This window comes from Streptomyces sp. NPDC003691 (assembly GCF_053981115.1).
In genome coordinates this window covers 1-26,251 of sequence record NZ_JBSFNQ010000082.1, presented here as the reverse complement: position 1 = coordinate 26,251, position 26,251 = coordinate 1, and the positions used below count along the sequence as shown (strand labels likewise).

Below are 26,251 nucleotides of genomic sequence, written 5' to 3'. Positions count from 1 at the left end.
TTCGTCTCAGCAGTACTGCTGTCTCCGCCGTCGGTCAGCCGGTGCGGTACTTGGGCGCGGGAGGCCCGGGTATCTTGGGCAGATCGGCTTCCAGCCACTTCTTGTAGGCGGCCTGCCACCGGCTCTCGCGGTACTCCTCCAGCACATGGTTGATCCGGCGCACCAGATCGTCCTTGCCCAGCTTGGCGGCGACGCCGTAGTACTCCGTGGTGAACGGCTTGTCGCCCTTCAGCCCGACGGCCGGGTCCTGGGCGGCCTGCCCGGCTCCCAGGGCGCTGTCCGTCAGCACCGCGTCGACCAGACCCTGCTGGAGCCGGACCAGACAGTCGAGCTGATTGGGGACGGTCAGGATGTCCTCGTCGTCCGGGCGGCCGTCGCCCCGGTCCTTGAAGACCGCGCCGAAGGCGTTCTTCGTGAGCGCGTCATAGGCCGTCGAGCCCTCCGCCGAGCAGACGCGCCGGCCCTTGAGCGTGGCGTTGTACCCGGTGATGGTGGAGTTCTGCGGGGCCAGGATCTGCTGCCCGCTCTGGAAGTACGCGGTGGAGAAGGCGACCTGCTTGATCCGGGCGCAGTTGATGGTCATCGTGCGGACGACGATGTCGACCGTGCCGTTGTTCAGGGCGGGTATCCGCTGGTTGGTCGGGACGGCCCGGAAGGTCAGCACCTTCGCCCTGGCCTGCTCCTGCGCCTTGCCGGTGCCCTGGATACCGAAGATGTCGTCCGCGATCGCCCGCGCCAGGTCGATGTCGAAGCCCTGGAGGTCGCCGGTCGCCGGATCGCGGTAGCCCCAGCGGTAGCTGTTCTGGTCGACGCCGACGACCAGACGGCCCCGGCGCTTGATGGCTTCGACGGCCGGGCCGTCGGCCGCGGACGGCGGCAGTGAGGCCTCCGGGGAGACGCACTCCTCGCCGGGGGCCGTGACCGCCCGGGTCGCCCCGCTCGCCGACCCGGTGGTGTCCATGGCGGCGATCGTCGTCCCCGCGTCCCACGAGAGCGGCAGCAGCGTCCCGGCGGCCAGGGCGCAGACCGCGGCCATGGCGGCGACTCCGCCCCAGCCGCGGGGGCTGAGCCGCCTCGCCGCGGCCCCGGCCCCGTCGTTGCCGGAATCCTTCATCACGCCCCCTCTCACCGGTACTCCGACAGTCTGCGGTTGATCCCGAGAACCACTCCCAGGGCGGCCAGCACCCCGAGCACGGCCGCGCCCGCGGGCAGCAGCCCGAAGGCGCCCCGGCCGCTCTCCGCGGCCCGGGTGAACTCCCGCTGCTCGTGCTTCAGGGCCCGGTCCAGCGCCGCGTCCACCTTGTCGAACGTCTCGCCCGTCGAGCCCTCGCCGCCGATGACCTTCTGCAGCGCCTTCTCGTAGTCGCCCGTCTGGTCGGTCACGGTGACCTCATGGTGCAGATCCCGCCATCTGCCGACGCTCCCGGCCGCCTCCTCCAGCGGAGCGCTCCCCCGGGTGTCGTCCGCCAGCCGCTGCGCGTGCCCGAGGGCGTCGGCCAGGGCGCCCATGTGCTCCTGGTACTCCGTCTCGTACTTGTCGCTCTTGCCGTCGTCGGTGAGGACCGCGCCCCGGGCGACCAGGACCAGGTTCTCGTTGGCCCGGGCCTTCAGCGAGCTGATCCGGGCGTCGTTGAGCGCGCGCAGCGAGTCCTGGCCGCTGGTACGGGCCTCGCCCAGCTGGGAGGCGGCCACCGTGTGCGCGGCGACCAGCCAGAGCAGCAGCACCGCCGCCCCGGCCGTGGCGGCCAGGAGCCCCTGGTTGAAGACCCGGTTGGTGCGCAGATAGTTGCGCCGCTGGGCGACACCGAGGGCACCGAGCGCGAGGACGCCGGTGAAGAGGGCGAACAGCGGCCAGGACGTGGCGTCCTCGTGGTCCCGCTCCAGCCGCGCCGTCTCCGCGTCGTACAGCTTCTGCGCGGCCGGCAGGAGGACCTTCGTCATCCGCTCGTTGGCGAACCGCAGATAGGCGCCGCCCAGCGGCTTGCCCTGCCGGTTGTAGGAGCGGGCGGTCTCCACGAAGCCCGTATAGAACGGCAGATGCTCGTTGAGCGTACGGATCTGACGGCCCGACTCGCTGTCGGCGTCCGTATGCGTGGCGGCCTTGACCAGCAGCCGGGAGGCGAGGGTGATGTCCTTCTCGTACCGCTCGCGGACCGCGCGCGGCTCGGCCGCGGCGCCCGCGAGGAATCCGCTGGACGCCGCCGTGTCGGCGTCGGCGAGGGAGCGGTAGACCAGGGCGGCGTCGGCGCTCAGCGGCTGGCTGCGGCTGACCACGTCGTCGGCGGCGGTCGCCCGGTCGGCCACCTCCAGCGCGGTGACCGCGCCGAAGGCGATCACCAGGGCCGCCAGCACCGCCCCGACGATCCGCAGTTTCCCCGGCTCGGTCGTCGCGGCCGCGCGCAGCCTCGCGACGGCCTCGGCCGCGCCCACCGGTCCCGCGGCGGGCCCGCCCGCGGGGGCCGCGAGCCGGGGATCCGGCACGGGACCCGCAGGGCCCGCCGGAGCCTCCGGCCCGGAGGGCCCGGATCCGGGCCCGGACACGGGAGCCGACGGGTGCGCGCTGCGCACGTTCGGCGGGTATGTCACGTGACCTCCCCCTCGGTCGCTGACGGTGCCCCGCCCCCCGGCGGGTGGGGGCCCGGCCCCCATGGCGAGAAGTATGGCGGCGATGGCCGCCGCGCACAGCAGGCTTGACTCGATCTTGCACCGGAGGACGGCCGCCCCGGCCGCTCCTGCCCCCGCTCCGCCGCCCGGATCGTCCGTTCATCACCCCCGGCGCCGCCCTTCGCCGTATCTCACCGTGTATACGCTCGCGGCGCCCCGCCGGTTCCCTCCGCACGGCCCGTGCGCGGGAACTGGCGAGTCCTCGCCAACCGGCCCGCGAGACGGCTCCGCGAACCGGATCCGCCGGGGCGGGCGGGGGAGCGGGGGAACAGCGGGCCGGGCCCGGTCCCGCTGCCCGCGGCACCTGCAGCGCCCCACCCCGGACCTGCGGTGCCCCGCGCCGCACCGGCGACGCGCCCGAACAGGCGCACGTACCCGGCCCCGTAGCGACCGCCGGGGGGACTGCCGCCCCGTAGCGACTGCCGGGGGGACTGCGGCCCCGCAGCGACCGCAGTCCCCCGTATCCCGCAGTCCTTACACCCCGTAGTGCCCGCGGACCCGCGCCGCCGCGCTCGCCGGTGCACCCACCCCGTCGAGACCGAGCAGGACCGCCCCCAGCACCGGCGGCGCGGTCAGCCAGCGCAGTTCGGCCTTGGGCGCCTTCGCCGCCAGCAACTCCACGATTCCGGCCTCCAGTTCGGGATGCCGGGCGGCCAGCACACTCCCGCCCAGCACCACCGGCACCTCCTCCGCCAGCAGCCCCAGTCGCTCCAGGGCCACGGTGGCCATCGCGACCACTTCCTCCGCCAGCCGCCGGACCACCTCCCCGGCCACCGCGTCACCCTCGGCGCCGGTCGCGAAGAGCACGGGCGTCAGCTCGTGCACCCGGGTGTGCGGGATCACCCGCCGGTGCAGCGCTTCGATCAGCTCCGCCATCGACCCGAGCCCGAAGTGCTCCGGCAGGGCCCGGGCCAGGGCGGTCGGCGCACCCCTGCCGTCCGCCGCGCGCGCGGCGTGCCAGAGGGACTCCTCGGCCAGCCCGAGCCCCCCGCCCCAGTCGCCGGAGAGTCTGCCGAGGGCGGGGAAGCGGGCCGTCCGCCCGTCGGGGAGCATCCCGACGCAGTTGATACCCGCGCCGCAGACCACCGCCACGCCCCGCGGCTCGTCCACCGCGGCCCGCAGCAGCGCGAAGGTGTCGTTGCGGACCACGGTCGTACGCCCCCAGCCGCGGGCGTGCAGCGCGGCCGTCAGCTCCTCCTCCTCCACCGGCAGGTCGGCGTTGGCGAGGCAGGCCGAGACCAGTTCGACCCGGTCGACCGGCCGGCCCGCGGCGGCCGCCGCTCCCCGTGCCGCGGCCACGGTGCCCGCCAGGGCCTCCACGGCGGCGTAGATACCGGCCTTCGGCGGCTGGAAGCCCACCGCCGCCCGGGCCGAGCCGAGCACCGAACCGTCCGCCCCGACGAAGACGGCGTCCGTCTTGCTGTTGCCCGCGTCGATCGCGAGGACCGCTGAGGTCACGCCCACGCCAGGTGCTCCCGGTTGTGCGCGATCAGCCGGTCGGTGAGCTGCTCGGCGTAGGTGTACTGGCCGATCAGCGGATGCGCCAGCAGGGCCCGGAACACCCGCTCCCGCCCGCCGCGCAGCGCCGCGTCCAGCGCCAGGTCCTCGTACGCCGTGACATTCGCGATCAGCCCCGCGTACAGCGGATCCACCCGCGGCACCGGCAGCGGCGCGGCCCCCTTGGCGCCGACGGCGGCCTGCACCTCGACGACCGCGTCGTCCGGCAGGAAGGGCAGCGTCCCGTTGTTGGTGGTGTTGACGACCTGGTACGGGCTGCCCCCGCCGCCCAGCAGCGCCGCGGCGAGGTCGACCGCCGCCTCCGAGTAGAACGCGCCGCCGCGCCCGGCCAGCAGTTCGGGCTTGGTGTCCAGTGCCGGGTCCCCGTACATGACCAGCAACTGCCGTTCCATCTCGGCGACCTCGGCCGCCCGTGAGGGCTTGGTCCGCAGCTCCTCGACGACCTCGTCGTGCGCGTAGAAGTAGCGCAGATAGTACGAGGGCACCGCACCGAGCCGGTCCAGCAGCGGGCGCGGCAGCTTCAGGTCCCCGGCGATCGTTTCGCCGTGGGCGGCGATCAGTTCCGGCAGCCGGTCGGTCCCGTCGGGCCCGCCGATCCGGACTCCGGTCTCCCAGGTCAGATGGTTGAGCCCGATATGGTCGAGATGGACCTCGGACGGCGATACGTCCAGCAGCTTCGCGAACTTGCGCTGGAATCCGATGGCGACGTTGCAGAGACCGACGGCCTTGTGGCCGGCCTGCAGCAGCGCCCGGGTGACGATGCCCACCGGGTTGGTGAAGTCGATGATCCACGCGTCCGGGTTGGCCCGGCGGACCCGCTCGGCGATGTCGAGGACGACGGGAACGGTACGCAGGGCCTTGGCCAGCCCGCCCGCGCCCGTGGTCTCCTGGCCGACGCAGCCGCACTCCAGCGGCCAGGTCTCGTCCTGGAGCCGGGCCTGCTGCCCGCCGATCCGCAACTGGAGCAGCACCGCGTCCGCGCCCTCGACACCGGCGTCCAGGTCGGAGGTGGTGACGATCCGGCCGGGGTGCCCCTGCCGGGCGAAGATCCGCCGTGCCAGCCCGCCCACCAGCTCCAGCCGCTCGGCCGCCGGGTCGACGAGGACGAGTTCGCTGATCGGAAGGGTGTCCCGGAGCCGGGCGAAGCCGTCGATCAGCTCGGGTGTGTAGGTGGATCCGCCACCCACGACTGCCAGTTTCATACGGTTCCTAGCCTTTCGCTCCGGTCGGTGCGATCCCCCGGTGAACGCCCGCCGCACCACGAAGGGGACGGCCGGGGCGGCCCGGGGGAACGGACCGACGGGACAACGGGAAAAACAGGACAACGGGACAACGGGACAACGAGGTAGGGGAGTAGGGGAGTACGGGAGTACGGGACGGGGAGAGGGGCCGGGGTCAGTGGGTCGAGGTGTCGAAGACCTCGTCGCGGGTGGCCGCCAGGGCGCTCTCCAGTGCCCCGCGCAGCACGGGATGTTCGCGTACGGAGGCCATGGCCAGGCGCGGCCGGGTCGCGGCCAGTTCGGTCAGCTCCGCCCCGACCCGGGCGAGCAGCGGCTCACCCCCGGCGGTCACGGCCGCCCCGGCCAGGACGACCAGCTCCGGGTCGAGGACGGCGACCACCGAGGCCAGTCCAGTGGCCAGGGCGGTGCCGTAGGTCTCCAGCAGGGCACGGCAGGGGCCGTCCGCCGCCGCGGCGGCGCGCGCCACCAGCTCCGGGGCGACCACCGAGTAGTGGCCGTCGCCGACGGGTTCGACGCCGAGTCTGCGCGCCAGCTTCGGCAGCTCCTGGGCTCCGGCCAGCTCCTGGAAACCACCGCTGTTCGTACGGGCGACCTGCCGGACCAGGGGGGTGCCGGGGACGGGCAGGAAACCGACCTCGCCCGCGCCGCCGGTGAAGCCGCGGTGCAGTCTGCCGCCGATGACCAGGGCGGCGCCGAGACCCTCCTCGTTCCAGAGCAGGACGAAGTCGTCGTGGCCGCGGGCCGCGCCCAGGCGCTGTTCGGCGATCGCGACGAGATTGACGTCGTTCTCCAGATGGAAGGGCATCGGCAGGGCCGCGGCCAGCTCGTCCGGCAAGGCCGCGGAGTGCCAGCCGGGCAGATGGGAGGCGTACCGCAGCCGTCCGGTGGACGGGTCGAAGGCGCCGGGGGTGCCGATGACCAGCCGCTGGACGGCGGAGCGGGTCAGCCCGGCGGCCGCGGCGGCCGCGTCGAGGGCCTCCGTGACCTGCCGTACCGCGCTCCCGGCCCGGTCGCTGCCGGTGGCCAGCTCGTACTCGCCGACGACGGTTCCGGTGAGATCGGCGACCGCCGCCCGGATGCGCCGGGGGGAGACGTCGAGTCCGGCGGCGAAGGCGGCGCGCGGATTGACCTCGTAGAGCTGGGCGCCGCGGCCGGGCCGTCCCTCGGTGGTGCCGGTGGCGACGACGAGTCCGGCCGTTTCCAGCCGGGCCAGCAACTGGGAGGCGGTGGGTTTGGAGAGCCCGGTCAGCCTGCCGATCCGGCTCCGGGACAGGGGGCCGTGGGCCAGGAGCAGCCCGAGTGCGGTGCGGTCGTTCATGGCCCGCAGCACGCGGGGGGTGCCGGGGGTGCTCGCCGGGCGCGGTGCGCCGGGTACATCCGGAGCGCCGAACGTGCCGAACGCGGCCGGGGCGCCGGAGGTCTCCGGAGTGCCGGGGGCCGTACCGGTCACGGGGAACGCACCTGCCCTTCCGACGGGGACGGACCGCTTGCGCGGATGTCCGTGGACGTTGCCGGTGATCGCGGACGATCCGGACGTATGCCCGCTGCACTGTTAGGAAAGTTTCCTAATGCCTTATGAACGTATGCCGGACCGGGGCCCGCGTCAATGGCCGGATGCGTAGGGTCCCGGGGCGCGAGGGGCGGATGGGACGGCGGCCGTGGCACCGGAGGGGCGCCCGGACCGCCGGTACCGGCGCTCCGGCGACGGCCTCCGGAGCACCACCGGGGCCGCCGCAGAACGCCGCCGGAAATGCCACCGCGCCCGCCCCCGTATACGCCGCCGGGCCCGCCGGTGGAGGCCGGCGGGCCCGGAGAGGAGTCGCAGAAGGGAACGGTGGAAGGGCCTCGGGCCTGTTACTTCTGGAGGTTCGGCGGGGCCGGCGGAATCGGCGCGGTGGCCAGCGACTGCGGGGACGTCGGGCTCGCCAGCGCCGACGGCGCCGCCATCGAGGCGGCCGGATCGGCGGCCGCGCCCGCCGTCTCCGGAGCCGGGATCCCGCCGACGATCCGGATGCCCGCCGCGTCGAAGGCCCGCTTGAGGCGCCACCGCAGCTCGCGCTCCACCCCGAGTGCCTTGCCCGGCATGGTCCGGCCCGCGACGCGGATCGTCATCGAGTCCAGCAGCACCTCGGTCAGGCCCAGCGTCTCCACCGGCCCCCACAGCTGCTCGTTCCACGGCTCGGACTTCGCCAGCTCGTCCGCGACCCCGCCGATCACCGAGCGGACCCGGTCCATGTCCTCGGTGGGGCGGACCGTGACATCGACCGTCGCGGTCGCCCAGCCCTGGCTGAGGTTGCCGATCCGCTTGATCTCGCCGTTGCGGACGTACCAGATCTCCCCGTCGTCGCCGCGGAGCTTGGTGACCCGCAGCCCGACCTCGACGACCTCGCCGGTCGCCACGCCCGCGTCGACCGTGTCCCCGACGCCGTACTGGTCCTCCATGATCATGAAGACCCCGGAGAGGAAGTCGGTGACCAGATTGCGGGCGCCGAAGCCGATGGCGACGCCCGCGACACCGGCCGAGGCCAGCAGCGGCGCCAGGTTGATCTTGAAGGCGCCCAGGATCATCAGCCCGGCCGTGCCCAGGATCAGGAACGACGCGATGGAGCGGAGTACGGAGCCGATGGCCTCCGAGCGCTGCCGCCGCCGCTCCGCGTTCACCAGCAGTCCGCCGAGCGCAGTGCCCTCCACCGCCTGGGCGGAACGGTTCATCCGCTCTATCAGCTTGGTCAGCGCCCGGCGCACCAGCATCCGCAGCACCAGCGCGACCACCAGGATCAGCACGATGCGCAGTCCGGTGTTGAGCCAGGTGGACCAGTTCTCCTCCACCCAGCCCGCCGCGTTGCCCGCCGTCTCGGCGGCCTCGTCGAGGGTGACGGGTGCGACGGGGGCGTCGGAAGGCGGCTCGGACGGTGACGGTGTCCCGGCCGAGCGGGGCACGGCGAGGGCGATCGACGACCAGAAGCCGGTCACGGGGGGAACCTCCAGGCATGGCGTACAGCAGATCAACCACCCTAACGGCGGCATCCGGGCCGACCCCCTCCGTGCGCGGTCGGAGAGACCAGACTCACCCGGCGGCCCGGGAAACGCAGCCCGGGCGGGGCCGGGAAGGTCCATCCGCCGCGCCGGTGGTGCTGGTGGTGTGGTTGAAAACACTCCGAGCCCGTTACCGCCACGTGGTGGCGTACCGACCTGCACTGAGGAGAAACTAAAAGCAGATCGTCCCGGCGCGAGCCACGCGTCGCCGGCGTACAAGGAGGCATCAACCGTGCCGCATGTCCTGGTCCTCAACGCGTCGTACGAGCCGCTCGGCGTCGTACCGCTCCGCCGCGCGCTCGTCCTCGTCCTGGAGAACAAGGCTCTCTGCCTGGAGGAGTCCGGCGCCTTCCTGCACAGCGCGACCCATGTGATCGCAGCACCGAGCGTCGTCCGCCTGAAGCGGTTCGTACGGGTCCCCTACCGGGGGCCCGTTCCTCTGACCCGCAAGGCCCTCTTCGCCCGCGACGGCGGGCGCTGTATGTACTGCGGTGGCGTCGCAACCAGCGTCGACCACGTCATCCCGCGCAGCCGCGGTGGCCAGCACGTCTGGGACAACGTCGTCGCCGCGTGCCGTCGCTGCAACCATGTCAAGGCCGACCGCCAGCTGCGCGAACTGGGCTGGCGCCTGCGGCACCAACCCGCCCCGCCGAGCGGACTCGCCTGGCGGATCATCGGTACGGGACACCGGGATCCGCGCTGGCTGCCGTATCTGCAACCGTACGGCGCGGAGGACGCGATGGCTCGGATCGACGGCGTTTCCGCCTGAGACCGGAGCCATTTTTCGTTCCCCGGGCACGCGGGCCCGGGGGGCTTTTGCCGTGCCCGTGCCCGGCCCGGCCACCAGGCGCGGCGGCACCGCGGCAGGGGCCGGGGTCCCGCCCGGACGGACGGCGGGGCGCGCCGTCCGGTGCTCCGGAAGGCCCCGTTCAGGAGTGGGGCGCGCGGGCCGCTTCCCGGGCCGTGTCCGTACCGGCAGCCGGTCCGGCAGCCGGGCCCGTACCGCCGCCGGATCCCGCGCCCGTACCCGTACTGGTACCGGCTCCTGTCCCTGTCCCCGTCCCTGCCCCTGTCCCGACCGCCGCTCCCGGGCCGCCGCCGGTCGTATCCGTACCGGCCGCGGCACCCGCGCCCGCTGCCGTTCCGGCCCCGGCCGCCGTTCCCCCGCCCGTGCCTGTTGTCCCTGCCGCACCTGCCGTCCCTGTTGTCCCCGCCGTCGCGCCGGGCGCCGGACCCGCCGCCACCGCGTACGCCTCCACCGCGAACAGCGAATAGCCGAAGCGGGTGGCCCGCCGGTCGCCCTGGACCCGGACGAAACGGGTGCCGGGCGCGTCCATCCGGACCGTCTCCGTACCGCCGCGGCCGTCCACGACGGTCGCCGCCGTCCGCCACGCCCGGCCGTCGTCGGAGACCTGGATCCGGTAGCCGGAGCCGTACGCCTCCTGCCAGTGCAGGACGACCCTGCCCAGCCGTACCGCCTCCGGCAGCTCCGCCTGCCACCACGCGCCGTCCTCGTACCGCGACGACCAGCGGGTCTTCGGGTCCCCGTCGAGCGCTGCCGCGGCCGGGAAATCGGGGGTCTCGTCGCCCGAGGAGGACGCCGTCGCCCCGGTTCCGGCCAGCAGGTCGGCGCCGCCGGTCCGGGGGAAGGCACGGACCGTCAGCGTCCGTTCCTGCCCCGCGAAGGAGAGCACGACCCGGTACGTCCCCGCGGGCGCGCCCGCGGGGACGGTCACCCCGACCGGGACCGTCAGCGCCCGGCCGCGCGGGACGGTCACCCGCGCGGGCGCGCTCACCGTGATCCCGGGCGGCGCCTGCACGGTCAGCGTGCCGGTCACGTCCGCCGGGCGCCCGGGGCTGAGCCGCAGGCCCGCCCGGACCGGCGCCCCGCCGATCTCGGCGTCGGCGACCTCCGAGACCAGGGCCGTACCGGCCGCCGGTTCGTCCGTGTACCAGGGCACCAGGGCCCGTATCTCCGTACCGGGGCCGCCCCCGGTCACCCGCAGCGCGTCCACCGGCAGCCCGCCGGTCGCTCCGCCGGCCGCGAGCTGTGTCCAGCCGGACGGCGAGAGCGCGCCGACCGTACGCCAGCCCCCGCCCGGCACCCGTACCTCCAGCCGGCCCGGGTCCGTCCCCGGCGCCCCGGGGACCGTCATCGCCGTCACCGACGCCACCGGCCGGGCCCGCGCCAGCTCCACCACGCCCGCCGCGTCCGGGCGCGGCGTCCGGGCCGCGCCCGTCCAGCGGGCCGCCTCGGCGGCCGCCCGGTCGAGGAACGGTTCCAGCACGCCCCGGCCGACGACCGCCCGGCCGTCCGCCGGATCCGCCCGGAGCGGCTCCAGCGCCAGCGACGCCTGCCAGGCCGCCCGGCCGTCGCCGCGGGCCTGCGAGCGGAGTACGTCGACGGCGAGTTCCCCCGCCGCCCCGTACCGCGCCAGCTCGTCCAGCCACGGACGTATCTCGTCGTCCAGCCTGCCGCCGTCGGTGCCCGCCAGCGCCCCGGGCGCCCGGCGCATCTCGGTGAACCGGGCCCGCAGCGCGTCCGCCGCCCGCTCCAGGGCCGCCGGAGCGGTCCCCGGCTCCAGGGCGCGGCGGAAGCCGTCCAGATACGGGCGCAGATACCCCGACTCGGTGTCGTCCAGCACCGAGGAGGTGTGGTTCCCGGCGAGCACCCCGAGGGCCGCGCGCGCCGCCGGGTCGCCGCCCGCCAGTTCGTCCAGGGCCGCCCGCCACGACTCCCCGGGGCGGTAGCCCTTCGGGTTCCAGGCGTAGTCCGCGGCGGTGAAGAGGGGGATCCGCGACGCCGACGCCTGCTGCATGGCATTGGCCAGCAGGGCGGCCGAACCGGCCGCCACCGCGGGCTCCCGGCCCGTGTAGGGGCCGAGGAAGAGCCGGTTCTGCGCGTAGTCGTTGACGGGATAGTTGTCCATCGTCACCAGGGGATGGCCGAACGCCTCGCGCGCGCCGGCGACCTGCCGCCCGGTGATCGTCCGGGGCACCACCCCGACTCCTGTCCACGCCACCTGCACCCGCTCGTCCAGCGCGGCGGCGAGCGCCCGCCGGTACGCCGTGCCGCCCTCCTGGTAGTACTCCGTCGGCAGCAGGGAGAGCGGCTCCGAGCCCGGGTAACGCTCCGCCAGATGCCGTGCCACCGCGCCCGCCACCGCGGCCTGGGCCCGGGCCGCCGCCTCCGGCCCGCGGCCGAAGACCTCCGCGTCCTTTGCGCAGTGCCACTCGCTGTAGCTGACGTCCTGGAACTGGAGCTGGAACGCGCGCACCCCCAGCGCCCACATCGCGTCGAGCTTCCGGTTCAGCGCCCGGACGTCCGCCGCGTCGGACAGGCACATCCGCTGCCCGGGGGAGACCGCCCAGGCCAGGGTGGTGTGGTTCCGCCGGGCCCGGTCCGCCAGTTCACGGAACTCCGCCCGCCGCGCGGCGGGGTACGCGTCGCGCCAGCGGGCCTGCCGGAAAACGTCGTCCCCGGGGGCGTACAGATAGCGGTTCTGCTTGGTGCGGCCCATGAAGTCGAGCTGGGCCAGCCGCTGGCGGTGGCTCCAGGGGCGGCCGTAGAAGCCCTCCGTCGTACCGCGTACGGCCGTCCCGGGCCAGTCGCGGACGACGACGCCCGCGACCGCGGGGGCGGTGCCGCGCACCAGTTGGCGCAGGGTCTGGACACCGTGGAAGAGCCCGTCCGGGCCGGTGCCGTCGACGGCGACCGTGCCGCGGCCGCCGAGCGCCCCGGCCGCCAGCCGGTAGCCGCCGGACGGCAGATCACCGCGGGCGGCGGCCCGGAGGGCCCGCAGGGAAGCCTCGGCGCCGGGGCCGCCGAGATACACCAGGGGGCCGCGCCCCGGGAGCGTCGTATAGAGGGTGTGCACACCGGCGTCGCGCAGCACCCGGTGGGCCGCTTCGACGGCGTACGGATCGGCGTCCGGGGCGGCGACCACGGTCGCCTCGCCGCCCAGCGCCACGGCCGGACCCAGGGGCTTCAGCGACTGGGGACGCGGCCATACGGACGGTACGGAGCCGTCGGCCCGGCCCTCCGGGTCGGCCGTGGCACCCGGTGTGGCACCGGGCGGTACGGGGGCGGCGGCCGCGCCCTGGGCACCGCCGAGGAGGCCGCCGATCACCGCGACGGCGACCGCCGCGGCCGTACCCCTGCCGGGGTGCCTTCCGCGCGCCAACCGCACAGCGGCTCCTCTCCGTTCCATGGCCCGCCCCGCGCATCACTCCGAGGTCTCCGAACGGTAACGAGCCCATCACCCCCGCACCGGCAGTGTCAATGCGCGGGAGGGACCGGCGGCTTGCGCGGCCCCCGGGGCCGGTGGTGCCTCCGGCGCTTCCCGTGCTTCCGATGCCTCTGTTGCGGATGAGGACGGTCCAACGGGGTAGGCGCGCCGGGAACCGCGTACCGCCTTCCGAGGAGTGATGCCGATGACCGCGCCCGCCGCACACCTGCTGCTCTCCGCGCTCACCGAGCCCGCGGTGGCGACCGCCGCGGCCACCGGGTCCGCGGCGCCCGCCCTGCCCGCCGCGGGTGCCCGGGACGTCGAACCGGGATGGGTCCCGGAGGCCGAGGCCGTGCCCGGCCCGCTCACCAGTGAACCCCCGCTGTTCGGGCCCGCGCCGCTGACCAGCGAGCCGCCGCTCGTCGACATCCCGCCCCTGACCAGCGAACCCACGGCCCATGCCACCGCCGGGGGCAGTTCCGCCCGGGAGTGGTGAAGGGGCGTGCACGCACCCCGCCGTCCCCGTACGGCACCCCCGGGCGCGCGCCCCCGAGGGCCGTTCGCTACTTTGGGGACCGTGGACAAGAAGAACGCTCTGCGCACCGGCACCGTCGTGACCGGTACGACGCTGATGATGCTGCTCCTGTCGTCGCCCGCGCTGGCGCTGACCCGGGACGACGGTGACGACCCGGGCTCCGGCCTGAGCGTCGTCGAGACGCTGGGCCTGTTCGTGGTCGCGCCGCTGGCGATCTTCCTGGCCATCACGGCCGCGGTGATGGTCCTCGACAAGTCGACGGACCGGCCGAAGAAGCAGCAGGGCTGAGCCCGCCCACAACCGAAGACTTCACCGAAGCGGCCCGGAGGCCATCCGCCACCGGGCCGCTTCGCCGTGTCCCGGCACGGGGCCGGGCCCCGCTCACCAGGCGCTCATGAAGCGGCCATGAGCTTGCGCAGCAGCGCCGCCAACTGCTCGGTCTCCACCGGGTCCAGCGCCGCGTCGACCGCCTCGCGCTGAACCGCCAGACCGGCGGTCACCGCCTGGTCGACGATCTCCAGGCCCTCCGGTGTCAGGGTCACCCGCAGTCCGCGCCGGTCGTTCGGGTCGGGGTTGCGGATCAGCAGCCCGGCCTTCTCCAGCTTGTCGAGCCGGCCCGTCATCCCGCCGGTGGTGAGCATCAGCGTCGCCGACAGCTCGCGGGGGGAGAGGGTGTACGGCAGCCCCGAGCGGCGCAGCGTCGCCAGCACGTCGAACTCGCCGCGGCCGATGCCGAAGCGCCCGTACTCCTGCTCCATCCGGTCGCCCATGGTGCGCGCGATCCGGTAGATCCGCCCGTAGACGGCCATGGGCACCGTCTCCAGATCGGGCCGGACGTCTGCCCACTGGTCGGTGATGGCGTCGACCGCGTCATGCGGGGCGGGCGCCGGGGCGGGGGCGGCTCTGCGGAGGGTCATGGCAGCAGTATCGGCCGCGCGTCGCTCTTTCTCAAGTAAGTGACTTACGAGAAACCCTCTTGCGCCCAAGTAGCTTACGAGTAAGCTACTTCCCATCGAGCTACTCCGGATCCCTTCCGGAGCCCGGCCCGAAGCCCCTCCGCCGTACCCGTCCGCCGTACCCGCCCACTGCCCGTCTCTTGACTACCGCCCTCAGAGAGGCCCGCCATGAACCGCGCAGCCGTCATCGCCCTCACCGCGCTCGCCCCGGTCTCCTGGGGTTCCACCTACGCGGTCACCACGGAGTTCCTCCCGGCCGACCGCCCCCTGTTCACGGGCATGATGAGGGCGCTGCCCGCCGGACTGCTGATCCTGGCCCTGACCCGGGTCCGCCCACGGGGGGACTGGTGGTGGAAGGCCACGGTCCTCGGCGCCCTGAACATCGGAGCCTTCTTCCCCCTGCTCTTCCTCGCCGCCTACCGCCTCCCCGGCGGAGTGGCCGCGGTCGCCGGCTCGGTCGGCCCGCTGTTCGTGATCGGCCTCTCGGCCCTGCTCCTCGGCGACCGGGCGTCGACCCGCTCGGTGCTCGCGGCGATCGCCGCCTCCTTCGGAGTGAGCATGGTGGTCCTCAAGGCGACCGCCGCCCTGGACGCCGTGGGCGTGGCCGCCGGTATCGCCGCGTCGGCGTCGATGGCCGCGGGCACCGTACTCACCAAACGCTGGGGCCGCCCCGAAGGCGTGGGCCCGCTGGTGATGACGGGCTGGCAGCTCACCGCGGGCGGCCTGCTGATCACCCCGATCGCCTTCGCGGTCGAGGGCGCGCCACCTGCCCTGGACGCCACGAACATCGCGGGTTACGTCTATCTCGCCCTGGTCAACACGGCGGTCGGCTACTGGCTCTGGTTCCGCGGCATCGGCCAACTGACCGCCACCTCGGTCACCCTGCTGGGCCCGCTCTCCCCGATCACCGCGGCCGTCATCGGCTGGGCCGCCCTCGGTGAATCCCTCACCCCGGTCCAACTCGCGGGCATGTCGCTGGCCTTCGGCGCGACACTGGTGGGCCAGTGGCAGCCGCGTGCGGGCCGGGGGATCGGTGGGCCGACTCCGGACGCGGCTCCCGGCGGCCGGACCGCCGGGGCCACCGGAGCGGCTCCGGCCCCCGCTCCGGCCGCTGCCCGGGCAGCCGTCCCGGCCCCGGTCCCGGCTTCTGCCGCGGCAGACGTCCCGGCTCCGCCCGCCCCGGCCACCCGCTAGGAAGCCGAAGCCTCCGTCGCCAGCGCCAGGCGCTGGAGGTAGCGCATCAGGGTCATCAGGACATCGCGGCTGGAGCGGCGGAGGCGGGCGTCGCAGTCGACGATCGGGACGCCGGGCGGGAGGTCGAGGGCGGTGCGGATCTCCTCGACCGGGTGGGTCGGGGCGTCCGGGAAGGAGTTCACGGCCACCACGAACGGCACCCGGCGCTCCTCCAGTTTGCCGATGACGTCGAAGCTGACCTCCAGCCGCCGGGTGTCGACCAGGACCACCGCGCCCAGCGCCCCTTCGAACAGCCCCCGCCACAGGAACCAGAAGCGTTCCTGGCCGGGGGTGCCGAAGAGGTAGAGGACCAGTTCGTCGTTGATGCTGATCCGGCCGAAGTCCATCGCCACCGTGGTGGTGGTCTTCCGCTCGACGCCCTCGATGTCGTCCACGCCGACCCCGGCCTGGGTCATGGTCTCCTCGGTGGTCAGCGGACGGATCTCGCTCACCGCGCCGACCAGGGTCGTCTTCCCCACTCCGAAACCGCCGACCACGACGATCTTCACGGCCGCGGTCGTGGTGTCCGGCAGGACGTCCTCGCTGCGCGGCCCGGTCGGGCGGGGCGCCACGGTGCCCGCGGCGGATGCGCCGGTGGCGGTACCGGCGGGGAGGTCAGAGCTTCTGTAGTCCATCGATCACTGCCTCAATCAAAGCGCGGTCGGGGAGCGGCGCGCGCTGGACCGGTGCCCGGGCGGTGACCTGCTCGTCGACGAGCAGATCACCCAGCAGGACGGTCACCACGCTCACCGGAAAGCTCAGATACGCGGAGATCTCCGCCACCGAGAGGGGCGATCCGCACAGCCTGACGATGGCGGCCTGCTCCGGCGGCATCCCGTGCCGCGGGCCCGAGGTCGCCACGATCAGGGTGACCAGGTCGAGCGCGGCCGGGACCTGTGCGCCGCTGCGGCCGCCGGTGATGACGTAGAGCCGTTCCGGACTGGCGCCCTCCCAGTCTCCCGGTTGGCTCACGCGGACTGCCGATCCTGTCGCGGCGGGGCGCTGAGGTGCTCCCCGATGCGCAGCACCAGGTCCCGCATCCGCTGGCCCATCAGCCCGGCGTCCACGCCCTCCTCGGCGAGGACGGCGAGGAAGGCGCCCGCACCGGCGGCCATCAGATAGAAGAAGCCGCCGTCCATCTCGATGACGACGAGGTGCATCCGGCCGTCGCTGCCCGGGAGTTCGGAGGCGACCGCGCCGGCCAGGCTCTGGAGCCCGGCGCAGGCGGCGGCCAGCCGGTCGGCGGTGTCGGGGTCGGAGCCGTGCTGGGCGATGCGCAGCCCGTCGGCCGAGAGCACGACGACGTTCCTGGTCTGCGGTACGCCCTCGGCCAGGTCCTTGAGCATCCAGTCCATGTTGGTCCGGTACTGCTGCTGCATCATGGCTGCGTACTCCCCTTGTTCGAATGAGGGTCTTCACCCGCGAGGCCGCTCTGGAACGCCGCGAGCCAGATGCCGGGCTGGACGGGGGGCGCCTCCTCCGGGCTCTCGGGCTGCTGGGGCTGTTGTTGCTGACCGGGCCGCCGGGGGGCGGGCGGTGCCGCGGGCGCGGGCGGTGCCGTGACTGGTAGGACGAGGTCGTAGGCCGGGGCCTTGCGGCGCCGCTGCGGCAGGCCGTTCGGGGTGCGTTCGGTGACGATCGGGACCTCGGACCCGTCGTCGTGCACCGCGGGCGGGGCGGGTGGGATGGGGCCGGTGACCCTGCGGTGCGTCCCGCCGTTCCGCTCCGGGGCCACCGGGCCCCCGCCGGCCGGTTTGGTGCCCGGCCGGGGCGGCAGGACGATGGGCGGATGGGGCCGCGGGCCGGAGGCGATACCGATGCCGTGGGCCAGCCCGGTCGCCGCCTTGGCGCTGGTGATCAGCTTCTTGGGCACGATGAGTACGGCGCGCACACCGCCGTACGCGGAGGAGCGCAGCGAGACCTGGAAGCCGTACGCCTGGGAGAGCCGGCCGACGACCGCGAGGCCCAGCCGCGGGGTCTCGCCGAGGTCGTTGAGGTCCAGGCCCTCCCGGGCGGCCTTGAGCATCCGCTCGGCGCGCAGCCGGGCCTCCTCGCTCATCGAGACCCCGCCGTCCTCGATCTCCACGGCGATCCCGGAGTTGACGTCCACCGCGGTCAGGTGGACCCGGGTCTGCGGCGGCGAGTAGCGGGTGGCGTTGTCGAGGAGTTCGGCGAGCGCGTGGATCAGCGGTTCGACGGCGGGGCCGATGACGGCGACCTCCGAGACCGAGTGCAGATCGACGCGCTGGTAGTCGATGATCCGGGACATCGCGCCGCGCAGCACGCTGTAGAGCGGTACGGCCCGGCTCCACTGGCGGCCCGGCCGGGCGCCGCCGAGGACGGCGATGGAGTCGGCGAGCCGGCCGACCAGCGCGGTGGCGTGGTCGATCCGGAGCAGATCGCCGAAGACGGCGGGGTCGTTGCCGTGCTTGTCCTCCATGACGCGGAGTTCGAGGGCCTGCTGGTGGATGATCGCCTGGACCCGGCGGGCGATGTTGACGAAGGCGCGCTGCGCGGATTCACGCAGGTCCTCCTCGGCGCTGACGGTCTCCACGACGGAGTGCAGCACGGACAGGTACTCGGGCGGGAGGTCGATGCCGGGCAGCAGGTCCTCGGGGAACTCGCCCCGCTGGAGCCGGATCAGGATGTCGGGCAGCAGTTCGCGGACGAGCCGCTCGGCGGCCTCCTCGTTACGGGCGATCACCGCCTCCCGCTCCGCGAGGAGCGCGGTCAGGCGGTGCACCTCACGGGTGCGGCGTACGGCCGCCCAGGCGGCGGCCGCGACGGCGGCGACCGCGCAGGCGCCGGTCCAGATCGCGGCGGAGCGCGCGGACGGGGACACCAGGGACGCGGCGGTGGCGGCGGCAACGGCGGTGACGACTACGGGCACGAGCCAAACGAAAGAGGCCGCGCTCCGCGGACTTCCGGTCGACGTTTTCTGTCGGACCATCAGCACCCTCAAACCATCGGAACGGGAATGATCATAGGACGACGGTCCGGAAGCATATCCCTGTCCGCTTACGGTTCGTGACTCTAGGTCAATGATTGGCGCGATGTGTGCGTTGCGAATCGGCCAGGGGCCCGCGGCCTGCACAGTGGACAATCGAGCGACTGTTTTCGGCCATCGTGGGGGATGGGGACGCCATGGTGGGCGACGGCCGCGCCGCAGGGGGCGCCGCCGGGGTGTCCAGCGGTGAAGCGGAATCCGTGGACGGGGTCGGTTCCCCCTCGCTGACCTGGTGTTCGGTCCCATCCGGTGAGGGTGGGTGGACGCCGGTACGGGCCCGGAGTACGGGTTCGGGGCCGGGAAATCGCGCCCCCGGGCGTCTGTTCGAGTCCGCTGAGCGGTACCGGACCTCCGGGAGCGCGCGCCCGCGCGGAATATCCGTCCCGGCGGTGCGCGCGGGTGCCGCGCCGTCGGGACGGCGGTGCCGGACCGGTCCGTTCCGGTCGCCGGGCCCGGGTGTGCAAGAGGGCAACCGGCCAACCGGCCGCCCAGGTGGAAGCAGTGATTCCGGTGTCCTCGGCGGCCGTTCGCCGCATGATCGACAAGGATTCGGCCGTGGTCGCGTTGCCGCGGTCATATCCCGCTGTCCCACGCTGTTACTGCTGGTCACGACGGTGGGCCCGGTACGGAAGTCCGTCCGGAGTCCGTACCGGGCCCGCCGCTGCCGTGATGTCAGCCGCGCTCCGCGGCCGCCGCCTCGTCGGCCGCCTGCGCCCGCAGCGCCCGCTCCACACCCGAGCGGGACTCGGAGATCAGCCGCCGCAGCGCCGCGTTGGGCTCGGCCGCCGCCAGCCAGGCGTCCGTCGCGTCGAGCGTCGCCCGCTCGACCTGGAGCGAGGGGTAGAGCCCGATGGCGACCTGCTGGGCCATCTCATGGCTGCGGGACTCCCACACACCCTTGACCGCCGCGAAGAACTTCTCCGTGTACGGCGCCAGCAGCGCGCGCTGGTCGGACTGGACGAAGCCCCCGATCACAGCCTCCTGCATGGCGTTCGGCAGATCGTCGCGCTCCACCACCGACGCCCATGCCTCGGCCTTGGCCTCGGCCGTCGGACGCGCGGCGCGCGCGGTCGCCGCATGGCGCTCGCCCGCCGCCGTACGGTCGCGCTCGTACTCCGTCTCGATGGCGGCCTCGTCGATCCGGCCCGTCGCGGCCAGCCGCTCCACGAACGCCCAGCGCAGCTCGGTGTCGACGACCAGGCCCTCGACGGAGGCATTGCCGTCGAGCAGTCCGGCGAGCAGTTCGAGCTGTCCTTCGGTACGGGCCGCCGCCGCGAACGCCCGGGCCCACGCCAGCTGGTGGTCGCTGCCCGGCTGCGCCGCCCGCAGCCGGGACAGGGTCTCCCCGGCCCAGGTCTCGAGCAGCTCCTCGCGGGAGGCGGGCGCCGCGTACAGGTCGATCGCCAGCTTCACCTGGCGGTGCAGCGACTGCACCACACCGATGTCGCTCTCCTTGCCGATGCCGGAGAGCACCAGCGCGACGTAGTCGCGGGTCGGCAGCTCGCCGTCGCGGGTCATGTCCCAGGCCGAGGCCCAGCACAGGGCGCGCGGCAGCGATTCGGCGAAGTCGCCCAGGTGCGCCGTGACGAACTTCAGCGACGCCTCGTCCAGCCGGACCTTGGCGTACGACAGGTCGTCGTCGTTGAGCAGGATCACCGCGGGCCGTACGGTGCCCGCGGGCAGCGGTACGGCGGTCAGCTCGCCGTCCACGTCCAGTTCGATCCGCTCGCGGCGGACCAGCTTGCCCGCGTCGCCGAGGTCGTAGAAGCCGATCGCGATGCGGTGCGGCCGGAGCACCGGCTCGCCCTTCGCCCCGGCGGGCAGCGCGGGGGCCTCCTGCCGAACGGCGAACGAGGTGATCACGCCGTCGGCGGAGACCTCGACCTCCGGACGGAGGATATTGATGCCGGCCGTCTCCAGCCACTTCTGCGACCAGGTCCGCAGATCGCGCCCGGAGGTCTTCTCCAGCGCGCCCAGCAGATCGCTCAGCCGGGTGTTGCCGAAGGCGTGCGCCTTGAAGTACGACTGCACGCCGGTGAAGAAGGCGTCCTCGCCGACGTACGCCACCAGCTGCTTCAGTACCGAGGCGCCCTTGGCGTAGGTGATGCCGTCGAAGTTGACCAGGACGTCGTCCAGATCACGGATCTCCGCCATGATGGGGTGGGTCGACGGCAGCTGGTCCTGGCGGTACGCCCAGGTCTTCATGGAGTTGGCGAACGTGGTCCACGAGTGCGGCCAGCGCGAGCCCGGCGCGGCGGCCTGGCAGGCGATGGACGTGTAGGTGGCGAACGACTCGTTGAGCCAGAGGTCGTTCCACCACTCCATGGTCACGAGATCGCCGAACCACATATGGGCCAGCTCGTGCAGAATCGTCTCGGCACGGACCTCGTACGCCGCGTCCGTCACCTTCGAGCGGAAGACGTACTGGTCGCGGATGGTCACCGCGCCCGCGTTCTCCATCGCGCCCGCGTTGAACTCCGGCACGAAGAGCTGGTCGTACTTGGCGAAGGGGTACGCGTAGTCGAACTTCTCCTGGAACCAGTCGAAGCCCTGCCGGGTGACCTCGAAGATCGCGTCCGAGTCCAGGAACTCCGCCAGCGACGGCCGGCAGTAGATGCCCAGCGGCACCGACTGGCCGTCCTTCTCGTAGGAGCTGTGCACCGCGTGGTACGGGCCCGCGATCAGCGCCGTGATGTAGGTCGAGATCCGCGGGGTGGGCTCGAACCGCCAGATGTTGTCCACCGGCTCCGGCGTCGGGGAGTTCGAGATCACGGTCCAGCCCTCCGGGGCCTTCACGGTGAACTGGAACGTCGCCTTCAGGTCCGGCTGCTCGAAGTTGGCGAAGACCCGGCGGGCGTCCGGCACCTCGAACTGGGTGTAGAGGTACGCCTGCTGGTCCACCGGGTCCACAAAGCGGTGCAGGCCCTCGCCGGTGTTCGTGTACGAGCAGTCCGCGACGACCGTCAGCTCGTTCGCGCCCTCGTGGAGATGGTTCAGCTCGATCCGCGCGTCCCGGAAGACGGCCGCGACGTCGAGCCGCTTCCCGTTCAGCACGACCTCGTGCACCGCCGGGGCGACCAGGTCGATGAACGAGTGGGCGTTCGCCTCGGCACAGTCGAAGCGCACGGTCGTCACGGAGCGGTAGATGCCGCCCTCCTGGGCGCCGCTGAGGTCGAGCTCGATCTCGTACGCGTGGGTCGTGAGCAGGCGCGCCCGCTGCTGCGCCTCCTCGCGGGTCAGATTCGTGCCAGGCACGCGGTGTCTCCTCGGTTATGTGGTGTTTGCGGCCATCCTTCCATGGGGCCCGGCCGGGCGCCGCCGAGTACTCCCCGCGTGCGCGGCGGCGGCCGGACGGAGCGCCGCTCCGGGGACCGGGACGCGATGTCCGATATCCGCCGGACTTGCGTGGCACGGAGGGTCAGGCTCTCCCCATGACGACACAGGCGACACAACAGCACCCGGGGACGACGGCGGTGACGGGGACGGTTACGGAGACGGTGATGGGGATGGCGGGGACGGCTGCGGCGACGACCGGGCGGGCCGGGGCACCGGCGGCCGGCGCGGCGGCCGGGGAGCGGGCGACCGCCGCCCGGTACCGGCCGCTGCCCGTCGAACCCGCCGTCCTCGCCCTCCTCCGCACCACCGACGACGCCGGACGGCCCTGCGCGCCCTTCACCGACGGCCTCGGCGGCGCCCCGCTCCGGTGCTGTCTGCGCAAGAGCCGCCCCGGCGAGACCCTCGCCCTGGTCTCGTACGCCCCGCTGCGCCGCTGGGCCGCCGAGAACGGGGCCGAACCGGGCGCGTACGACGAACAGGGCCCGGTGTACATCCACGCCGAGGACTGCGGCGGCCCGGCCCCCGAAGCGCCCGGCGCCACCGGCTACCCCTTCGCCCGTACCGGCGCCCTGCGGGTGCTTCGCCGCTACGATGCCCGGGGCCGGATCGCGGGCGGCAGCCTGCTGGAGCTGTCCGACGCTCCGGACGGCGGCTTCGACGCGGCCCTGGACCGGGCCTTCGCGGACCCGGCGGTCGCCCTGGTGCATGTCCGAGCGGTGGAGCACGGCTGCTTCCACTTCGAGGTACGCCGCTGACGGTCCGCCAGCCGACACCGGGCCGCGGTGCCGGTGCCCTGGCCCGGCGGCCGGCCGGACGGAGGGCGGACGAAGGCCGGACGCGATGATTCCGGGGCCCCGGAGCCGGACCCCCGGGCGGGCGGCAGACAGGGGCGTACGGACCGCCCCCTCGGCCGCCGCGCCCGGGTGACCGGATTCCGGTCCGCCGTGCCGGTACGGGCCGGGAGCAGGGGAGCGGCCGGACGGCCGGTCCCGGCGGGAATTCCGGATGCGCCGGGGGCGGGGCCCGGCCCGGGGCCGCGGACCGGATGCCCGGCCGTTCATGGCGGGATAGGACAGCCGTCGTTGTCCCCCGGGACCGACCGGCGAAGGCTGGGTGCATGACCACCGACCTCTTCCAGGGGGCGCCCCCGCGACCGCCCCGTACCCGGCACGGCGGCCGGGCCGCGGTGTTCGCCGTCGCCGCCGCCACCTTCACCGTCGTCACCAGCGAGATGCTGCCCGTCGGACTGCTCAGCCCGATGAGCGGCGGCCTCGGGGTCTCCGAGGGCACCGCGGGTCTCGCGGTCACCCTCCCCGGCATCGTCGCCGCGCTCAGCGCCCCCCTGTTACCCGCCGTCGCCGGCCGCGCCGACCGGCGCCGCGTCCTGACCGGGCTGCTGCTCCTCCTCGCCCTCGCCAACGCGGTCTCCGCGCTCGCCCCCGGCTTCTGCGTGCTGCTCGCCGCCCGGATCGCGGTCGGGGTCGCCATCGGCGGAGTCTGGGCGATCGCCGCCGGACTCGCCCACCGGCTGGTGCCCCCGGCCGCCGCCGGACGCGCCACCGCAGTCGTCTTCAGCGGCATCGCCGTCGCATCCGTCCTCGGCATACCCGCGGGCGCCCTCATCGGCGACCTCACCCGCTGGGAGTGGGGCTTCGCCGCGGTCGCCGCACTCGCCCTCGCGGTCGCGGTGGCGCTGCGCCTGCTGCTGCCGCCGCTGCCCCCGGAGCGGGCCGTACGCCCCCGGGAGACGGCCGCGCTGACCCGTACCCCCGCCGTCCGCACCGGACTCGTCGCCGTCACCCTCCTGGTGAGCGGGCACTTCGCCGCGTACACCTATGTCAGGCCCGTCCTGGAGGATGTCGAGGGGGTCCCCGCCGGGGCCATCGGCGGACTGCTGCTCCTCTACGGGGTCGCGGGCGTCGCCGGGAACTTCCTCGGCGGCGCGGTGTCCGCCCGCTCGCCGCGCCGCGCCCTGCTCACCGTCGCCACCGCCCTCGCCGTCGTGGTCCCGCCGCTCTCCCTCACCGGAACGAGCGCACCCCTCTCCGTGGGGCTGCTGGTGCTCTGGGGACTGGCGTACGGAGGGCTCTCCGTCTCCGCACAGCACTGGATGCTCGCGGCGGCGCCCGGGGACCGGGAGGCCGTGTCCGGTCTCTGCGCGGGCGTCTTCAACGCGTCCATCGCCCTGGGCGCGGCGGGCGGCGGCGCGGCCATGGACCGCTGGTCCGCCACGGCACCCCTGCTGCTCGCGGGCGGCCCGGCGCTGCTCGCCGCGTTCGTCCTGGCCCGCTCGCGCTGCGCCCCGCCGGACGCGCCGGCCTGAGCCGCGGCCGGCAGTCCCGGCACCTGGCACCCCCGTCACCCCGGGGCGCGATGCCTTGAGCCGTGTCCGGCACCCCGGGGCGCGGGCGGCGGCACGGCAGGGCGCAGGGTGTCCCTCCCGTACGAAAGGCGCGGGGCGCCTTCTCCGTACGGCTCGGCGCCTGCGCCGCGCGGAAAGCGGGGGTGCTCCCGTACGAAAGGACCGGCCCCGGGAACGTACTCCCGGGGCCGGTCCTGTCACCCACCGCTCCGCGCCGGCGGTTACCGCCCGGCGGACAGCTCGTCCGCGACCAGCTCCGCCAGCTGGACCGCGTTCAGCGCCGCGCCCTTGCGCAGGTTGTCGTTGGAGAGGAAGAGCGCGAGACCGTGCTCGACGGTCTCGTCGGCCCGGATCCGGCCCACGTACGAGGCGTCCCGGCCCGCGGCCTGGAGCGGGGTCGGGATGTCCGACAGCTCCACGCCCGGCGCGCCGGACAGCAGCTCACGGGCGCGCTCCGGGCTCAGCGCGCGCTCGAAGCGGGCGTTGACCTGGAGGGAGTGGCCCGAGTAGACGGGGACCCGGACACAGGTGCCGGAGACCTTGAGCTCCGGCAGCTCCAGGATCTTCCGGGACTCGTTCCGCAGCTTCTGCTCCTCGTCGGTCTCGGCGGAGCCGTCGTCGACGAGGTTGCCCGCGAGCGGGACCACGTTGAAGGCGATGGGGCGCTGGTAGACGCCCGGCTCGGGGAAGTCGACCGCCGCACCGTCGTGGGTGAGCGCCGGAGCGTCCTCCGCGACCGCCTTGACCTGGCCGTCCAGCTCGGCGACCCCGGCCACGCCGGAGCCCGACACCGCCTGGTAGGTGGTGGCGACCAGGGAGACCAGACCGGCCTCCTCGGAGAGCGGCTTCAGTACCGGCATCGCGGCCATGGTGGTGCAGTTCGGGTTGGCGACGATGCCCTTGGGGCGGTTCCGGATCGCGTGCGGGTTGACCTCGGACACCACCAGCGGCACGGCCGGGTCCATCCGCCATGCGGAGGAGTTGTCGATCACTACGGCGCCCTGGCCCGCGACCTTCTCGGCCAGGGCCCGGGAGGTCGCGCCGCCCGCGGAGAAGAGGACGATGTCGAGGCCCGTGTAGTCCGCGACGGCCGCGTCCTCGACGGTGATCTCCCGGCCCTCCCAGGTGATCGTCGAGCCCGCCGACCGGGCCGAGGCGAACAGCCGCAGCTCCGTCACCGGGAACTTCCGCTCGGCGAGGATCCTGCGCATGACTGTGCCGACCTGACCGGTGGCTCCGACGATTCCGACCCTCACGGAAACTCCTTCGTACGTTCTGGGATGCCGCTCCATGATGCGTGTGCCCACGGCCGACTTGTCCAGTCCATTGTCCAAGGGGCGGGACGTGTGACGAGCGGAACACGTCGGCAGTCCTGTTTGCGGGATTTCCGGGGCTTTCGCCGGAGGTCCCGCTCGCGGTCCCGGCCGGCCGTCCGGAATTCCTCCGAACGTTTCACCCCCGTCCCGCGTCACAGGGGAAACGCGGGTTTGGGGAGGAAGTCTTGGCGGTCGCGGACGGTGGAGTGGACCCGCTCGCCCCGGCGCAGGTCAGCCGGGTGAGCGCGGTGCTCGCGCTCGGCGGGGTGCCCCGGTCCGAGCTTCAGGACGGGGTGCAGCAGATCCGGCTGCGGCTGCTGGAACGGCGGGCGAAGGGCGAGGACCCGCCGCGGGACGTGGGGGCATGGGCCGCCGTTGTCGCCTCCAACCTCGCGGCCGACTGGCACCGCACCCGGGGGCGGCTGGAGCGGACCGCGGCCCGGCTGGCGGCGCTGAAGGTGTGGAACCCGGAAGCCCAGGGCGGCCAGGAGGCCAGGCTGCTGGCGCTGACCGTCGCCGAGGGTCTGGACGCGCTGCCCGCGGCCCAGCGACAGGTACTGGTGCTGCGCTTCTACGCGGATCTGACCGTGCCGCAGATAGCGCTCGAACTGGGGGTGCCCGAGGGAACGGTCAAGAGCCGGCTGCACACGGCGGCGAAGGCGATGCGGGAGCGGCTCCGTACGGACGAGGTGGTGTGAGATGCACGACAGGCACAACGAGACCGCCGGGAGCGATGCCCTGATGGCCGTCCTGATGGGGGAGCCGGTACGGGAGGGGGACCCCGCGGCGGAGAGCGCGGCGCGGGATATGGCGGTGCT

The 26,251-nt window shown here is 73.9% G+C and carries 21 protein-coding genes; 7 read left to right on the top strand and 14 right to left on the bottom strand.

Annotated features, from left to right (window positions below; genetic code table 11):
* Window positions 1-34 precede the first annotated feature (34 nt).
* The 6 genes from ACWDR0_RS28285 to ACWDR0_RS28260 all read right to left on the bottom strand — a co-directional run bounded on the left by ACWDR0_RS28285 (window position 35) and on the right by ACWDR0_RS28260 (window position 8,396).
* Window positions 35-1,114 carry a glutamate ABC transporter substrate-binding protein gene (locus ACWDR0_RS28285; RefSeq protein ID WP_456354620.1) on the bottom strand — a complete coding sequence of 360 codons (1,080 nt, stop codon included), beginning with the start codon at window positions 1,112-1,114 and terminating at the stop codon, window positions 35-37.
* 11 nt (window positions 1,115-1,125) lie between these two features.
* Window positions 1,126-2,586, bottom strand: a complete 1,461-nt coding sequence (locus ACWDR0_RS28280; protein WP_456354619.1) for a hypothetical protein — start codon at window positions 2,584-2,586, stop codon at window positions 1,126-1,128.
* A 552-nt stretch (window positions 2,587-3,138) separates the two neighbouring features.
* Complete coding sequence (locus ACWDR0_RS28275) at window positions 3,139-4,128, bottom strand: N-acetylglucosamine kinase (protein ID WP_456354618.1); 990 nt, start codon at window positions 4,126-4,128, stop codon at window positions 3,139-3,141.
* Window positions 4,119-5,384 (bottom strand): 6-phospho-beta-glucosidase, encoded by a 1,266-nt coding sequence (locus ACWDR0_RS28270; protein ID WP_456354617.1) that lies wholly within the window; start codon window positions 5,382-5,384, stop codon window positions 4,119-4,121. Before ACWDR0_RS28270 ends, ACWDR0_RS28275 begins: the two co-directional genes overlap by 10 nt.
* A 193-nt stretch (window positions 5,385-5,577) precedes the next feature.
* On the bottom strand, window positions 5,578-6,741 hold the full coding sequence (locus ACWDR0_RS28265; RefSeq protein WP_456354623.1) for an ROK family transcriptional regulator: 1,164 nt from the start codon (window positions 6,739-6,741) through the stop codon (window positions 5,578-5,580).
* A 536-nt stretch (window positions 6,742-7,277) separates the two neighbouring features.
* Complete coding sequence (locus tag ACWDR0_RS28260; protein WP_456354616.1) at window positions 7,278-8,396, bottom strand: mechanosensitive ion channel family protein; 1,119 nt, start codon at window positions 8,394-8,396, stop codon at window positions 7,278-7,280.
* A gap of 295 nt (window positions 8,397-8,691) precedes the next feature.
* Between ACWDR0_RS28260 and ACWDR0_RS28255 the strand changes: the two genes are divergently transcribed.
* Window positions 8,692-9,228 carry an HNH endonuclease gene (locus ACWDR0_RS28255; protein WP_456354615.1) on the top strand — a complete coding sequence of 179 codons (537 nt, stop codon included), beginning with the start codon at window positions 8,692-8,694 and terminating at the stop codon, window positions 9,226-9,228.
* A 160-nt stretch (window positions 9,229-9,388) separates the two neighbouring features.
* On the opposite strand, the gene ACWDR0_RS28250 is transcribed toward ACWDR0_RS28255, so the two are convergent.
* Window positions 9,389-12,649: a beta-N-acetylglucosaminidase domain-containing protein gene (locus ACWDR0_RS28250; RefSeq protein WP_456354614.1), complete on the bottom strand. Its 3,261-nt coding sequence runs from the start codon at window positions 12,647-12,649 to the stop codon at window positions 9,389-9,391.
* 244 nt (window positions 12,650-12,893) lie between these two features.
* On the opposite strand from ACWDR0_RS28250, the gene ACWDR0_RS28245 reads away from it, so the two are divergent.
* Both ACWDR0_RS28245 and ACWDR0_RS28240 read left to right on the top strand, forming a co-directional pair.
* Window positions 12,894-13,184, top strand: a complete 291-nt coding sequence (locus ACWDR0_RS28245) for a hypothetical protein (RefSeq protein WP_456354613.1) — start codon at window positions 12,894-12,896, stop codon at window positions 13,182-13,184.
* A gap of 81 nt (window positions 13,185-13,265) precedes the next feature.
* Window positions 13,266-13,511 (top strand): hypothetical protein, encoded by a 246-nt coding sequence (locus tag ACWDR0_RS28240; RefSeq protein WP_456354612.1) that lies wholly within the window; start codon window positions 13,266-13,268, stop codon window positions 13,509-13,511.
* Between the two features lie 104 nt (window positions 13,512-13,615).
* Here the strand turns inward: ACWDR0_RS28240 and ACWDR0_RS28235 are convergent, their stop codons facing one another.
* Complete coding sequence (locus ACWDR0_RS28235; RefSeq protein WP_456354611.1) at window positions 13,616-14,140, bottom strand: MarR family winged helix-turn-helix transcriptional regulator; 525 nt, start codon at window positions 14,138-14,140, stop codon at window positions 13,616-13,618.
* Between the two features lie 207 nt (window positions 14,141-14,347).
* Between ACWDR0_RS28235 and ACWDR0_RS28230 the strand changes: the two genes are divergently transcribed.
* A complete protein-coding gene (locus tag ACWDR0_RS28230) occupies window positions 14,348-15,373 on the top strand; it encodes an EamA family transporter (protein WP_456354610.1) in 1,026 nt (341 codons plus the stop codon).
* Here ACWDR0_RS28230 and ACWDR0_RS28225 read toward each other — a convergent pair.
* From ACWDR0_RS28225 to pepN, 5 genes are all read right to left on the bottom strand, one after another.
* The gene (locus ACWDR0_RS28225) at window positions 15,370-16,047 is read right to left on the bottom strand and encodes a GTP-binding protein (protein WP_456354609.1); all 678 of its coding nucleotides are present in this window, start codon (window positions 16,045-16,047) and stop codon (window positions 15,370-15,372) included. The two genes, ACWDR0_RS28230 and ACWDR0_RS28225, sit on opposite strands and share 4 nt — an antisense overlap.
* Window positions 16,028-16,384, bottom strand: coding sequence for a DUF742 domain-containing protein (locus tag ACWDR0_RS28220; protein ID WP_456354608.1), 357 nt, complete (start codon window positions 16,382-16,384; stop codon window positions 16,028-16,030). Before ACWDR0_RS28220 ends, ACWDR0_RS28225 begins: the two co-directional genes overlap by 20 nt.
* Entirely contained in the window at window positions 16,381-16,794 is a 414-nt protein-coding gene (locus tag ACWDR0_RS28215; RefSeq protein WP_456354607.1) for a roadblock/LC7 domain-containing protein, read from the bottom strand. The genes ACWDR0_RS28220 and ACWDR0_RS28215 overlap by 4 nt, the downstream gene beginning before the upstream one ends.
* The gene (locus ACWDR0_RS28210; RefSeq protein ID WP_456354606.1) at window positions 16,791-18,362 is read right to left on the bottom strand and encodes a sensor histidine kinase; all 1,572 of its coding nucleotides are present in this window, start codon (window positions 18,360-18,362) and stop codon (window positions 16,791-16,793) included. The genes ACWDR0_RS28215 and ACWDR0_RS28210 overlap by 4 nt, the downstream gene beginning before the upstream one ends.
* A 729-nt stretch (window positions 18,363-19,091) precedes the next feature.
* Complete coding sequence (gene pepN / locus ACWDR0_RS28205; RefSeq protein ID WP_456354605.1) at window positions 19,092-21,674, bottom strand: aminopeptidase N; 2,583 nt, start codon at window positions 21,672-21,674, stop codon at window positions 19,092-19,094.
* A gap of 251 nt (window positions 21,675-21,925) precedes the next feature.
* On the opposite strand from pepN, the gene ACWDR0_RS28200 reads away from it, so the two are divergent.
* Both ACWDR0_RS28200 and ACWDR0_RS28195 read left to right on the top strand, forming a co-directional pair.
* Window positions 21,926-22,510: a DUF1203 domain-containing protein gene (locus ACWDR0_RS28200; protein ID WP_456354622.1), complete on the top strand. Its 585-nt coding sequence runs from the start codon at window positions 21,926-21,928 to the stop codon at window positions 22,508-22,510.
* 362 nt (window positions 22,511-22,872) lie between these two features.
* A complete protein-coding gene (locus tag ACWDR0_RS28195) occupies window positions 22,873-24,078 on the top strand; it encodes an MFS transporter (RefSeq protein WP_456354604.1) in 1,206 nt (401 codons plus the stop codon).
* 260 nt (window positions 24,079-24,338) lie between these two features.
* Here the strand turns inward: ACWDR0_RS28195 and ACWDR0_RS28190 are convergent, their stop codons facing one another.
* Window positions 24,339-25,373: an aspartate-semialdehyde dehydrogenase gene (locus ACWDR0_RS28190; protein ID WP_456354603.1), complete on the bottom strand. Its 1,035-nt coding sequence runs from the start codon at window positions 25,371-25,373 to the stop codon at window positions 24,339-24,341.
* A 245-nt stretch (window positions 25,374-25,618) separates the two neighbouring features.
* Between ACWDR0_RS28190 and ACWDR0_RS28185 the strand changes: the two genes are divergently transcribed.
* Window positions 25,619-26,131 (top strand): sigma-70 family RNA polymerase sigma factor, encoded by a 513-nt coding sequence (locus tag ACWDR0_RS28185; protein WP_456354602.1) that lies wholly within the window; start codon window positions 25,619-25,621, stop codon window positions 26,129-26,131.
* Window positions 26,132-26,251: the final 120 nt, after the last annotated feature.

Coding starts and splice junctions, on each gene's coding strand:
- ACWDR0_RS28270 (WP_456354617.1), bottom strand. CDS start 5,384: ATGAAACTGGCAGTCGTGGGTGGCGGATCCACCTACACACCCGAGCTG.
- ACWDR0_RS28215 (WP_456354607.1), bottom strand. CDS start 16,794: ATGATGCAGCAGCAGTACCGGACCAACATGGACTGGATGCTCAAGGAC.
- ACWDR0_RS28265 (WP_456354623.1), bottom strand. CDS start 6,741: ATGAACGACCGCACCGCACTCGGGCTGCTCCTGGCCCACGGCCCCCTG.
- ACWDR0_RS28200 (WP_456354622.1), top strand. CDS start 21,926: ATGGCGGGGACGGCTGCGGCGACGACCGGGCGGGCCGGGGCACCGGCG.
- ACWDR0_RS28230 (WP_456354610.1), top strand. CDS start 14,348: ATGAACCGCGCAGCCGTCATCGCCCTCACCGCGCTCGCCCCGGTCTCC.
- ACWDR0_RS28195 (WP_456354604.1), top strand. CDS start 22,873: ATGACCACCGACCTCTTCCAGGGGGCGCCCCCGCGACCGCCCCGTACC.
- ACWDR0_RS28245 (WP_456354613.1), top strand. CDS start 12,894: ATGACCGCGCCCGCCGCACACCTGCTGCTCTCCGCGCTCACCGAGCCC.
- ACWDR0_RS28285 (WP_456354620.1), bottom strand. CDS start 1,114: ATGAAGGATTCCGGCAACGACGGGGCCGGGGCCGCGGCGAGGCGGCTC.
- ACWDR0_RS28225 (WP_456354609.1), bottom strand. CDS start 16,047: ATGGACTACAGAAGCTCTGACCTCCCCGCCGGTACCGCCACCGGCGCA.
- ACWDR0_RS28235 (WP_456354611.1), bottom strand. CDS start 14,140: ATGACCCTCCGCAGAGCCGCCCCCGCCCCGGCGCCCGCCCCGCATGAC.
- ACWDR0_RS28210 (WP_456354606.1), bottom strand. CDS start 18,362: ATGGTCCGACAGAAAACGTCGACCGGAAGTCCGCGGAGCGCGGCCTCT.